This window comes from Niallia sp. Man26 (assembly GCF_022049065.2).
GTDB lineage: Bacteria > Bacillota > Bacilli > Bacillales > Cytobacillaceae > Niallia.
Genome location: NZ_CP095745.1, coordinates 221,018 through 233,972 on the forward strand (window position 1 = coordinate 221,018; position 12,955 = coordinate 233,972).

General features: G+C 33.1%; 11 protein-coding genes and 1 pseudogene. 3 read left to right on the forward strand and 9 right to left on the reverse strand.

Annotated features, from left to right (window positions below):
* Positions 1–178 precede the first annotated feature (178 nt).
* The 5 genes and pseudogenes from L8T27_RS27340 to L8T27_RS27360 all read right to left on the reverse strand — a co-directional run bounded on the left by L8T27_RS27340 (position 179) and on the right by L8T27_RS27360 (position 4,657).
* Positions 179–1,330, reverse strand: a pseudogene (locus L8T27_RS27340) (IS3 family transposase).
* 72 nt (positions 1,331–1,402) lie between these two features.
* Positions 1,403–1,885, reverse strand: coding sequence for a hypothetical protein (locus L8T27_RS27345; protein WP_237944407.1), 483 nt, complete (start codon positions 1,883–1,885; stop codon positions 1,403–1,405).
* 66 nt (positions 1,886–1,951) lie between these two features.
* Entirely contained in the window at positions 1,952–2,560 is a 609-nt protein-coding gene (locus L8T27_RS27350) for a DUF421 domain-containing protein (RefSeq protein ID WP_237944408.1), read from the reverse strand.
* Positions 2,561–2,807: 247 nt separating this feature from the next.
* Positions 2,808–3,044, reverse strand: a complete 237-nt coding sequence (locus tag L8T27_RS27355) for a hypothetical protein (RefSeq protein WP_237944409.1) — start codon at positions 3,042–3,044, stop codon at positions 2,808–2,810.
* A gap of 413 nt (positions 3,045–3,457) precedes the next feature.
* Positions 3,458–4,657: a Ger(x)C family spore germination protein gene (locus L8T27_RS27360; protein WP_237944410.1), complete on the reverse strand. Its 1,200-nt coding sequence runs from the start codon at positions 4,655–4,657 to the stop codon at positions 3,458–3,460.
* Between the two features lie 375 nt (positions 4,658–5,032).
* On the opposite strand from L8T27_RS27360, the gene L8T27_RS27365 reads away from it, so the two are divergent.
* The gene (locus L8T27_RS27365) at positions 5,033–6,463 is read left to right on the forward strand and encodes an alanine/glycine:cation symporter family protein (protein ID WP_248574511.1); all 1,431 of its coding nucleotides are present in this window, start codon (positions 5,033–5,035) and stop codon (positions 6,461–6,463) included.
* 188 nt (positions 6,464–6,651) lie between these two features.
* Here the strand turns inward: L8T27_RS27365 and L8T27_RS27370 are convergent, their stop codons facing one another.
* Entirely contained in the window at positions 6,652–7,122 is a 471-nt protein-coding gene (locus L8T27_RS27370) for a CBO0543 family protein (protein WP_237944411.1), read from the reverse strand.
* The gene (locus L8T27_RS27375; RefSeq protein WP_237944412.1) at positions 7,112–7,609 is read right to left on the reverse strand and encodes a CBO0543 family protein; all 498 of its coding nucleotides are present in this window, start codon (positions 7,607–7,609) and stop codon (positions 7,112–7,114) included. The genes L8T27_RS27370 and L8T27_RS27375 overlap by 11 nt, the downstream gene beginning before the upstream one ends.
* A gap of 431 nt (positions 7,610–8,040) precedes the next feature.
* Between L8T27_RS27375 and L8T27_RS27380 the strand changes: the two genes are divergently transcribed.
* Both L8T27_RS27380 and L8T27_RS27385 read left to right on the forward strand, forming a co-directional pair.
* The gene (locus L8T27_RS27380) at positions 8,041–9,372 is read left to right on the forward strand and encodes a TrkH family potassium uptake protein (protein WP_237944424.1); all 1,332 of its coding nucleotides are present in this window, start codon (positions 8,041–8,043) and stop codon (positions 9,370–9,372) included.
* Between the two features lie 1,759 nt (positions 9,373–11,131).
* On the forward strand, positions 11,132–11,602 hold the full coding sequence (locus tag L8T27_RS27385; RefSeq protein ID WP_237944413.1) for a hypothetical protein: 471 nt from the start codon (positions 11,132–11,134) through the stop codon (positions 11,600–11,602).
* A 276-nt stretch (positions 11,603–11,878) separates the two neighbouring features.
* On the opposite strand, the gene L8T27_RS29030 is transcribed toward L8T27_RS27385, so the two are convergent.
* Together L8T27_RS29030 and L8T27_RS27390 are read right to left on the reverse strand one after the other, a co-directional pair.
* Positions 11,879–12,070, reverse strand: a complete 192-nt coding sequence (locus L8T27_RS29030) for an HNH endonuclease (protein ID WP_481858884.1) — start codon at positions 12,068–12,070, stop codon at positions 11,879–11,881.
* A gap of 303 nt (positions 12,071–12,373) precedes the next feature.
* Entirely contained in the window at positions 12,374–12,628 is a 255-nt protein-coding gene (locus L8T27_RS27390) for a group II intron maturase-specific domain-containing protein (protein ID WP_237944414.1), read from the reverse strand.
* Positions 12,629–12,955: the final 327 nt, after the last annotated feature.

Consider the following 12,955-nt stretch of genomic DNA (forward strand, 5'->3'; position numbering starts at 1 on the left):
AAAAAAAGAATATATCAACTTCTATAAAGTTCATTTAGTACCTCTATCACAACTCCAAAAAAGATAAATTTATCCATTAACTAAACCTCCATTTGAGTCTTTAATAAAAAAACAAATAATAAATACTCCCATTCATTATGGATTTGAGTCAATAATTTGGACACAAAAAAGTTAAGTATTAAGCGGTTCTTCTAATCTGATCCTCCATAGCTTGAGGTGTTTGATAGCCGATGCTGCTGTGAATTCTGTTTCTGTTGTACCAGCCCTCTATAAACTGAAACATGGCCAGCTTCGCTGCCCGGTAGTCTGTGTACTGGGTATGATAGACTTCTTCTTTCTTTAATATGGCGTGAAATGACTCTATACAGGCATTGTCATAAGGACAGCCTTTCTGACTGAAAGACTGCCTGATTCCGTATTTTTGGACATGCTGAGTAAACTCACTGCTGGTATATTGTGAGCCAAGATCGGTATGAAGAATTAAGCCCTTTCGGGGCTTTTGAGAAAAACAGGCGTTTTGAAGTGCTTCGATCACTAATTCCGAAGTCATAAAACGAGAAAAAGAATAGCCAACAATTTTTTTCGAATGCAGATCCAATACAGAGGCCAGATAGCACCAGCCGTCTTTTACCGTAGGAATATACGTAATATCCGCCACCCATTTCTCATTGATTGTGCAGGTAGAGAAGTCTCTTTTTAAAAGATTACCCAGCTGCACAACCTTTTCTTTTGAGGGGAAAGGACGGTATTTTTTCCTGGTAATCGAACGGATGCCTGCCTTTCTCATTAAGCGCTGGGACACGCTTCAGGCTTAAACAAACCCCGTTGTTTGATAAGGTCTTATGGATTTTCGGTGCGCCATAACGCGCCTTACTTTCCAGGTGAATCCGTTGGATTTCCTGCGTGAGTTCCTGGTTTTCCAGTTCACGTTTTGACGTCGTTTTTTCAAGGGAGCCATAGTAACTGCTTCTTGGCACGGCCAGTACTTCGCACATTTTCTGGACGGGATATTGATCCTTGTGTTCCTCGATAAAATCGATGAGCTCTGATTCGGTTACTTTTTCGCGAATATGGCCATAGCCTTTTTTAGGATTTCTACCTCCTGTTTTAACCGAAGGTTTTCTTTCTGAATCTCGGCTAACTCTTTTGGTGTCAGCGCCTCTTTTTCTGAACCAATAGGGGTAAAGTCTTTCACCCATTTATAAATCGTTACTTCTGATACGCCATATTCGCTGCTTAATTCTTTAACCGGGCTGCCGGAATGATACAAATCCACAATCGTTTTCTTAAAATCATCGTTATATTTTTTGCCTGCAGGTTTACGTTCCAATTCGGACACATCCTCTCAAAATAATTGTAAGGACTTAATTAAATTGTGTCCATGAAACTATACTAACTCCAATTATTTGTTTTTTACTTTCTCCTTATCTAAATGTTCCATTCTTTTTATCAATTTATAAAACTGTAAAAGTATTAGAAAAAGTAAAATATCGATAATTGCAGAATATCTTAATTTCCACCATCCATAATGAAAAAATCCCCATGGCTCGGGCAGCAAGGTGAGTCCTTCATAAACTAAAATACCAATAACCCATAAAGTAATGTAAAAAAATTGCTTCCATTTCTTTTCATAGTAAGGATACCAATTTAGAAACATCATGTTAACTGATGGAATAAGTAGTGTATGAGCTAAAATTCCTACCCAATCAACTTCCTGATTGAAATACCAATAACCTTTATACTTGATTTCCACAAAAATATCAAAAATATTTTGAAATGCAATTGTAAAGGTCCAAATATTTAAAATTTGAACATTGGACAACTTAGTACAATATTTAAAGGCAATAGTATTGAATAGTATAATGGAAAAAATTAGTCCTATCATGTTTATTTTCCTTTAGTATCCAAATTATAAAAATATTGGTTTATATCTTTATTTGGTAATTATATCTTATTTTAAAGATTTATTATGTTTCTGATTATTTCTCCCTTTTAATTCTTGAAAAATGTTAGGGTTTTTATACTCATTATTATATTGAGTATTACTTTGATTTGATTTGTTTTTTTCTTCTATCATAGCCATTAGTTTTTTAAAATCACTAATAGTTAGTGGCTTTGCTTCTTCTTTTAACTCATATCCTAATTGACCATTAGGTTCTATTGTTGCTGTTTGAATATCATTAATACTTGAAATACCTTTGGTTCTGATTCTCATCTCTAGTTGATCAACAGTCATGCGTATTTTTTTTAATGTTTTATAATCTATCTGTCCATTTTCTATAACAACCTTTGATTTTCCTGTAATAAATTTTTCAATAGCATTTACCTTAAGCTGTAGTACTTCTAAAATTAAAATAGCAATAATGAAAACTACAGCACCACCAATTGCTTTTATTACACTCTTTTCAACAATTGGCTGAACAATGATTGTACCTAAAGAAATCATAATAATTGTTTGTGCTAACGTCATTTGTGAAATAGATTTTCTTCCAGATACCCTCAGCAATAGAATTCCAGTAATTATTAATACTGCAGATTTCCAAATAAATGATAATTCCATTCTGTATTCTCCTTATCACTAATAAAGTCCTCAATATATTGAAAATAAAACCCCTAAATGGTTCATAAATAGAAGATTATTTATATATATCTTTTTGATATCTAATATAAAGGAGCTTACTCTTTATTATCCCTAAACCCCAAATTTATATACCAATACATCGGGTAGAAGTATCTTCTATGAACGGAGATGAAAGCTATCGAATGAAAAACAGAAAAAATATATTCTTACATTTTATAAACTCCTTTTATATTTGGAACAACATAATGTACAAGGATCCCAATATAAACAAACCAGCTAGAAGTATCATTAATATTGGAGCAACTTTTTGAATGCTCTTTAGTTCGGACAATCCTATTACTAAAAATAATAAACCAAGAAATAAATACATAAAAGAATATATAAGTGTACTATCTGTTATTGTTCCCAGAAGAGCTAGTATAGCAGCAAGAAAACCTAAAATAACTTTAAATTTCCCAAACAACTTAATTCCCTCCTATACCAAAAGAAACCTATCATCAATAGACAAAAAATGTCCTTGATGACAGGTTCCTCCCATTTCAGTTAATTTTATTATTACTATGTTAGCATATATTGCTAAAAATTACATATCAAACAACAATATTTTAAATTTAATGGCTTCTTTTATGTTGATATTAAATCTAAATAAATTACTTACGTTTGAATTAAGATCAAGAAAGAGAATAATCCCATCAGGACTTGAAAAATGATAATTCTAATAATTTTTCAGAGGGTGTCTCTTGGCTTCCTAATATAAGAAATACCAACTTGATCAATAAAGGCAGAAAAATTTCTAAGAATTTCTGCCTTTATATCCCTATCAAAAACATGCCTTGCAATATTCATTTAACTAAGATTTAGATTTAAACTAAAAGGCTAATTTGTAAGGAAACCACCTTTCCTTAATCCACTTCTTTTAATTTCCGAGTTGAAAGAAATATGCATTTTTGCATTAGCATATCCATCATCCCATGTATCTTTATATTTTTTAAAATTTTTATAATCCTGTTCTCTTAAGAGATCACCAAATCCAAAAATATCTGCATTAAATTGCTCTTTTGTTTTTATTATAAAGTCTTGTATTTCTCTTTCCATTATTTTATTTATAGATAATTCTAGTTTTTCAAAAGTACTTTTACCTTCTAACTTATTTGCACAAGTTGTACCATCCAATATTCCTTCTGTCTTAATTTTTATATAAAAATGTGGGATACCTTTCACCTCTTTGGCTGTTATTTTCGTACTTGAATGTGTAACTCGATATTCAAACTTTTTATCTCCTTCTTTAGCTCCGACTTCACAGTTTGCGGTAATAGCTGTATTTTTTATATTATCTTGGACGAAAAGCAAATCCCTTACCTCACGTAATGATGCATACCCTACTAGTTTTCCATTTTTGAATGCTCCCAATGAGTTCACTTTAACTTGACTATCAGGGTCTTCACTTTTCAAATTTTCAACATTTCCACCTTTCTTCGGATCTCCGATTAATTGAACTGCAGGAAGGACTGGAGCCTGTCCTTCTGAATTATAAATACGAGTATAATCGTTCAACTTAATATCAGGTGCTCCTCCCCAATCTTTCTGCATCGTAGTTAATTGCGAAAATAATTTAAGAGAAGCACTTTTTTTGTACATATTATTTACTTTTAATATTTCTTCTGCTTTTCCTGCTCTTGCGATAACAATCATAAAGTCATCTCTAATTTGGCGATTCCGATCAAAAAAGTCCATAAAATCTAACATTCCATCTTTAGCAATTTCCTCGCTAATAACCAAAACTCTCATATGAGAGTAAATGGGTATGGTCGCATTGACAATATTAAATTTGGAAGCAAGTTCCGCAACTGAATTCCCTTCTAAAGAAGCAATATTAGAAGGAGCTAAGCCACTTGCAGTCTGTGGTGTCATCTCTCTTGCTTCTGTTGTTTCAATTGTTAGCTTATATTTAAAAGACTCCCCTTTATCAACTGCCATCCCAGTAACAATTGAAGTTTTGGATAACTCGGTTCTATCCCAACAACCTGATAAAAGGGGTATAAAACTTAACAGTATAAACCATTTTAACCATTTCATAAAATTAATCTCCTAAAATTGTTGCTTAGCTCCATTTTTTTATCTTGTGACTTATAAGTTAAAATTATCCAAGGAATACAATGAGAAATTATGAATTAAATGAGTTTTTTCAAACATTAATCCATCTATAAAACAGAAAACAAAATCAAGTGCTCGTCATTTTATTTTTTCTTAGAATATTTTCAGATTAATAAAATTTTTTAAAAAAATATTTTATTTAACAGCAAGCAAGTTAACGCTAGTAACCATAAGGGCTGATGTCAATTTTGTAATCTCACCCTTTAAAGAAACAACTGCAAAAGAACAGCAAATTTATTTGACAGATATAGTTTTTTTCGAGATAATCGGAAACATAAAATTTTTGGGAGGGGTTGCGTGAATATTATTGAAAAGTTTATCACCGGTGGAAACACTGTACTTTGGGGGTATGTGCTTATTGCCGTCTTGTTACTATTAGGTGTTTATTTCACCATTGGATCGAGATTTGCACAAGTCAGGTATCTTAGGGAAATGTTCCGACTATTGAGAGTGAAAGAGAAAGATTCAGAAAACACCAGTAAAAAACAAATATCTTCTCTACAAGCATTTTTCGTAGGGGCAGGTACTCGAATTGGTACAGGCAATCTTGCAGGAGTAGCTATTGCCTTAGCAATTGGGGGACCTGGAGCAGTATTTTGGATGTGGATGGTTGCCATCCTTGGGAGTGCAAGTTCATTTGTTGAAAACACATTAGCTCAAATTTATAAAGCAAAAGATAACGGACAATTTAAAGGCGGTCCTGCCTACTATATGAAAAAACAGCTAAATAAAAAATGGATGAGTTTCATTTTTGCTGTTATGATGATTCTGTCATATGGTACCACCTTTAATGCTGTTCAAAGTAATACTATAGCAGTTGCTTTAGAAAATTCTTTTGGTATCAGCCCAGTTATTGCTGGGGTTGCACTAGTAATTCTTACTAGCTTAGTTGTGTTTGGCGGTATAAAAAGAATTGCTGATATTTCTTCTATTATTGTCCCTTTTATGGCCTTTGGCTATATTCTACTCGCTGTCTTTGTAGTAATTACAAATATTACAGAGATACCTCATGTTTTATCATTAATCTTTAAAAGTGCTTTTGGAATGGAGCAAGTCGTTGGTGGAGGTATAGCTGCAGCTATTATGAACGGGGTAAAAAGAGGACTTTTCTCCAATGGTGCTGGAATTGGAGGAGATCCAATTGCCGCTGCTACAGCATCTGTCTCTCATCCAGCTAAACAAGGTTTTATTCAAGCTTTAGGTGTATTTTTTGATACTTTGCTTGTTTGTTCTGCTACAGCTTTTATTATTCTTACCTCAGATGCCTATGGATCAGGACTAACTGGTATTGAATTATCACAAGCAGCAATGGTTGAACACTTTGGAACATGGGGTGGCATCTTTTTAGGAATAGCGATTTTTCTATTCGCCTTCACCTCCATTATTGGCTGTTATTATTATGGGGAAGCAAACTTGCCGTTTATCAGTAAAAGCAAAACCTTTTTAAACTTCTATCGTATACTGGCACTCGGAATGGTTATGTTTGGTGCAGTAGCTAACCTGCAAATCGTTTGGGATTTAGCGGACCTTACAATGGCAATTATGGCACTAGTTAATCTGACTGCAATCGCTATCCTCGGTCCTATTGCTTTTAAAGCGCTGGACCATTATATGAAACAGCGTAGACTGGGGAAAGAGCCCGTTTTTTATCGTGATGATATTAAGGGTTTAAAGGGTGTAGAAGCTTGGCCAATTAGAAAGAAAAAAAACATGAATAATGTGGTTTAATGCGTTCCATAGAAACAAGTAGTTAGAAAAATCAATTGAATATTCCGGTTATATGCGTACAAAAAATGATCTCTATAAATGATTAGAGATCATTTTTTATATCAACGTGGTATTAACAGTTATTTTACTGTGAAAAATACATAATCGGCGTTGGACATACATCAGAATTTTTTTACTAGTAATTGTACTCATTCCATTAATCCCCTTTTAAACCAAAAAACAAATTGTTTAACTATATATAGAATAATAATATTGCTAATTACACCTATAAAAAAGTTCCAATTTCTATATTCAATTAAAGAAATGAAAGTACTAATAGCATATGTAAAAATAGAAATTAAAATGGAAAAAATTATTATTTTTACTATTATAATTCTTTCTCTATTTAAATTTGATATAGATCGGATAAATAATACTGCAAATGTAGGATAAACAATATAGTGAAGAGTAAAGCTCATTTTTGTTGCTTTACTAAATTCTCTCCCTGGGAATTCTAAGAATCCCATCACTAATTGAAAATATTGATATATCCAGGCTATTGTTGATGTAAATAAAAAAGTAACTAGGTACATCCGTATGTTTTTTTGGTGAATGAAAATGACTAATATTAGAAATGAAACTAACCAAGAAATACTTAAAATGATTGGTTCAATTTTCATGTTCTCTCACCATAATAAGTCCTTTCTTGCACCACCTGTAAAACAAATCGTTTATTAATAAAGAAATGATAACTGTTATAAAAGTCCAATACCACTTCCATTCATGATACGTTACTAAGGTCGTGGTTCTTTCTAATACCACTTCAAACATAGTAAAAAAACCTGAAACCCCTACATAATAAAGAAGAACCAAATACCAATATTTTCTTTTTGGAAAGTATAAGCTAAACATGATTGCTACAATTGGAAAGAAGAAGAACTCAAAAGAGAAACTAGTTTTATTATAACTATTTGCATCAGGAAGTAACTGAGTAGGATATTCAATCCAACCCATTTCAACTGCAATTAAGCCTGCTGGCCAAGTAATAACCTGAAGAAATAAAAATAATACCCAGGCATCTCTTTTTTTTTCTTTTGGAATGAACTTAATTAAAACTAACAAGCAAACAATTGAAAATATAACAAGGAACCATCTCTCTAAATTCAACGTTCTATCTCCTTTTATCAAAATTAAAATACATATATTTAGTATGGATGTTAATAGCAAGATATAGTCACTATTTGCTATATTCGCTTATGCTTTTGGTAACCTATCTATGAAAGGAGAACTGATAATGATGTATAAGGGAAGGAAGTTTCGAACCTTTTCTTATTAATATTGCATTTGCATACATATCTTATTGGGCACCAGATTATTCATAACCATTAAAAAGTAAACAGCAAACAAATAATTTTGTTTAAAACATAATTCATCTCATTAGAAAAAACAGTAACTAGGCAATTCCTGAAGGATACGGTTCTTTTAATTAGATAATAAAAGTGAATTGTAGAATATAACAAAAAGGTGTACACTTCATTTGTATATATGCTATTACTATTGGAGGATACATTGTGAGAATAACTAAGCGAGAAAGTAATATGGGGAAATTAATAAAATTTAATCCGGCACAAATATTATCTATTGGTTTTCTATCACTCATTTTTATTGGTGCGCTTTTGCTTATGTTACCAATTTCAACTAATGATGGTCATGAACTTTCTTTTCTTGATGCTATCTTTGAAGCAACTTCTGCTGTGTGTGTTACCGGTTTAGTAGTAGTTGATACTGGAACTACCTTTACCATCTTTGGTCAATGTGTTCTTTTGTTTTTAATCCAAACTGGCGGTTTGGGGTTTATGACAGTTGGTGTTGTGATTGCCATATTTCTTGGTAAGAACATTGGATTAAAAGGAAGATTGATGATTCAAGAATCGTTAAATCAGCTTTCACTAGAAGGTATGGTAAGATTAGTAAAGTTTATTCTTCTTTTCACCTTACTATTTGAAGCTATTGGTGCTTTGTTTTTATCTATTCGATGGTCTGTTGATCTTGGTTTCCCGACTTCTATCTATTATGGTATTTTTCACTCCATCTCTGCATTTAATAATGCAGGTTTTGATATAATGGGAGATTATCGAAGTATCACTAGTTATGCTGGAGACTTTATTGTAGTTTTTATCCTAACTTCTTTATTACTTATTGGTGGATTAGGCTACACGGTCATCCTAGATATTTGGCGAAAAAAATTCACGGGAAAACTTACTCTTCATACAAAATTAGTCCTATGGATTTCAGCAATTCTTATTGTTTTTCCTACTATCCTTATTTTTGTATTAGAATTTAAAAATCCTGGAACGTTAGGATCTTTATCTTTAAAAGACAAAGTTTTAGGTGCTTATTTTCACGCAGTTGTTCCAAGAACAGCAGGATTTAACAGTTTAAATATGTCTGAATTATCACTAAGCACTCAGTTTGTTACAATGGTTTTGATGTTCATTGGTGGAGGATCAGGTGGTACAGCTGGTGGAATTAAAGTGACAACATTTCTTATAATCCTTCTAGCTATTTGGAACCTAATTCGAGGGAATGATGATATAAATATTATGGAAAGACGCATTTCTAAGGATTTAGTTTACCGATCATTTGCCATAACAGTTTATTCTATAGGGATCGTGTCCATTATTTCCTTTATTTTAACCATTACAGAGGATGCCCCATTAAATGTCATTTTATTTGAAGTTATCTCGGCTTTTGCAACGGTGGGTATGTCCTTGGGCTTAACGCCTGATTTAAGTCCGGTAGGAAAAATTGCTATTTCACTACTTATGTTCATTGGACGGGTCGGACCATTGACAATAGCATTCGCATTAGCCAAAAAACAAAACAAATTACCTTATAAATACGCAGAAGAAAAGATAATGATTGGTTGATTTTCATAGTACGCTTTTAGCATACTCCTCCTATTCGGAGGAGTTTTTATCTACTTTGTGAATAAATGTACTTACACTATCCTCCCTCAATAAACAAATACTTATCTCTTAAATACGCAGTTTTTCTCCATATGGCTATCTAACTTGTTTAACTCTATAGATTTGGTTAGTGTGAGAAGATCATAAATAAGCAGTTTACAAAGAAAATGAGCGCAAGAAACTAACCAACCTTCGGTTCATGTCAAAAAGTTGGTTAAATAGGTATGTACACACCAATGGATGTCTACATCTCTTATGGGGGTCTACCCTCCCAAGTCTCACAGAGTCTACGCTCCTACATTCCATCGTTCAACCTTTCCATTAGGTAGATGTCGGTCATGCTGCCCCAATTGTTAATTAAGAATCTTATTTTAATACAGGAATACTCCCCCCGCCTTGCTCATCTTCATAAATTTAAATTAGACCTTTTTAGCATTATTTAAGTTATACTAAATAAAGTAGAAACGAAAAAACTCCTAAGTAGGTCTTACTGCTAATATAATTATGTATATTATTTCAGGTAATAATGTTATATTCAATCTAGGGCAAAGGTCTCCCAAGAACTTTCCTAAACATCTTCTCTGTTTTCTCGAGGGGATGTTTTCTGAAAAAAATTTCATTTAAATCTTGGTATAGTTTAATTAAAGAAATTTAATCTAATTCAACTACTTTACCTTTTTTTAACAGTGAATTAAAGAGTGAATAATAGAACAATATTTCTTTGATATAGTTCGCAATTTAATTTCTCTCCAACTCCCTCAGATTGATACGGATATCTCTCGAATGCTCACTTATTCGCAGGATTTCATAACCCTTTTAATCGGATAATATACGATGTTAATGAGTTCAGATTATTTTTGGCTTCGTGAAGGCATGGATAAATAAAGGAGGTAGCTAACACTCCATATTTTACCATATAATACACTTCTCCGCCGCCCTGGAGGCTTTCCCTCCCATGTCTCAACGGGTCAATTGCCCTCTCATTCCTTCGTTATGCCTATCCAAGGGGTGGAGGCCAGTTATGCTATCCTGATGGGTCATAATGCCCTTTAGTTGAAGAAACCTGGTACTCCGTACATATTTGAAATCCTACGAATAAGACAACACTTGATGGTTATATGTTCTCTTCTAGAACCCTATAATTAATTAAGCAACCAAATCTAAATATGGTTGAACCTTCTTGGCACAATATGCTTCGTTATTACGTGCTATTCCTACAAATACCCTTGCCAATTTACCGACTAATTTCATAATGGATTTCATCTTTTTCATCTTGATTTTGTTTCTCTTGCATTTTAAAATTCATAGTAGGGTTCCTCCTAAGGTTGAGTTTTAGAGTGGTTTCTATACTCATATCTTACTGAGGAGCCCTATTTTTTTCAAAGTTGAAAAATAACGCTCTACAGGAATGCTATCCTGCCGAGTTTCTTGCATAAGAGAATAATTCTACACAGGTGGGAAAAATTATAAAAGGTTTGATTAAAATTTTTTCCTTTCCACGTTAACCCCTCACTATCCCAGTGGGGGTTTCTTTGCTTAATTTAATGGTAAAATAATAAGATGGTAACTAAAAATCATGTATAGAACTTTATTGTTAGAAGAAAATAAATATATTCCTTCCAACTATGTCAGCCACCAATTTTTTTGGAGGAGGTATTTACTCTGCTCATAATTAATAGCTGGTATCGCTGGATACACAAATTTAAAAGGAGTTCTAAGGATGTTTGTAACTATAACCAGAATTTTAATCATTTTAGTATCATGGTGTAGCCTTTTATTAGTCCCCAAGAAATCCTTTTTTAGGTTCTTACCTGTCACTCTATTTTCAACGATATTTCTATTAGTAGAAACATTTCTCTCCTTGAAATTCAAATGGTGGAAAGTTAAAGGAGGAATTCATGGAATGATTAATAGCGCCTTTACTTTTATCTTCGGTCCTTACTTTGTAGGAAATATACTCATTTTCCATTTCACATTTAAGAAATTTTGGTTGTATGCTATTATTAATGCCATAATGGATATTCTACTTGCTATACCACTTAATAATTTTTTTGAAAAGCATGGATTTTATAAACTGAAAAAAGCAAACAAAGTTTTCCTATTTTCTTCTGCTTACCTTTATGCTATGTGTAATTACGGATTTCAAAAAATACTAGATAAAAACACAATGATTGAAGGGAAAAAGGAGTAGCCTTTTTTCCTTGTCAAACATTCCAATAAGAAGAGTTTACCCTTAATGTAGGATGGACTACTCTTAAAAGACTCCGTAGTTACCCAGAAAGTTATATTAATTATATACTTTGTAAATTAATTCACTTAATACAGATAGGTAAGGGTTTGAGGTTATCGCTCCCTTTTGTCGGGTAGAAGGGCAACCTTTCAGCCACCGTCCCCCCTAAGAACCGTACGTGTTAGTTTCCCAACATACGGCTCAAGCATGCCTTTGTCCAAGCTTTGGCTAGATTAGTCATGATAGCTTCTTGTTTTTGATATATCTCTTCACGCTTTTGAGTTGAATATCATTTGGAGTTTCTCCTTTTGCGGGGAATACCTTGTGGTATTCAATGTGACAAGAGATATGAACTAATTCTAGATTTTTATATTCATTACTTCCGCCTTTAACTCTAGGGATTTTGTGATGTGTTTCTAACCCTTCAATCTGTTATTGAATGGCTACATATAGGGCATTTGTATTTTTGCTTTTTAGCTAACTTCTGCCTATAAGCTACATTATTTTTATCGAACTCTTTAATATCACGTTTCTCAAAGTATCCTTTTAAGTATTTGTTAAAAGGACTGTAATCATATTTGATTTGTACAACCGGTGTCCAAGACATCCTTTTGAGTTGGTTATTAGTTATAGGGTCAGTAAGTATCCACTTACTCTTACTTTGACCACTTTTGTCTGGTTTGTAATACCTTTGACTAATCCATCGCCAACTCTTTTTTGGGTGTAGCCTTCTTAGGAACTTGTATTGAGTTCTCCATGAGAATCCATTTCGGTAAAGACTTCTTTGGCGACACTTGGGCTCCAATAATTTGCCGTACCTATGATTATAGGATTAAGTGTACTGACAAGTACTTGTACGTTTTTTCCATAGAATTGTCTTGTTTTATCGATTACTTTCTTTTTAGCAGCTTTGATGCCATCTTTAGAAGCTTTGATAAGAATTTTATTCCCATTGTGAGTTTTGTATTTTCTTATGTTAAAACCCAAGAAATCAAACCCATATTTTCAATATGATTTACTTTAGTTTTTTCTAATGCTAACTCTAAACCTCTAGTTGTTAAGTGTGGTTTTAGTTTGGTATATAAATCGTTAGCCTCTTCCTCAGATTCACACATGATGACGAGGCAAGTAGACCACTGGAACCTCCCCAGTAGTCCCTCTCAGAACCGGACGTGAACCTCTCAGCTCATCCGGCTCCCATTATTCAGCCGTAGGCTTAATACCTAATTCCCAATGTTTAAAGAACTTTGGGTTCTGATTTGCAATTCTACCTAAGAAATATTCAGCTCTTTTCTTGTGACGAGCCAACCTTTT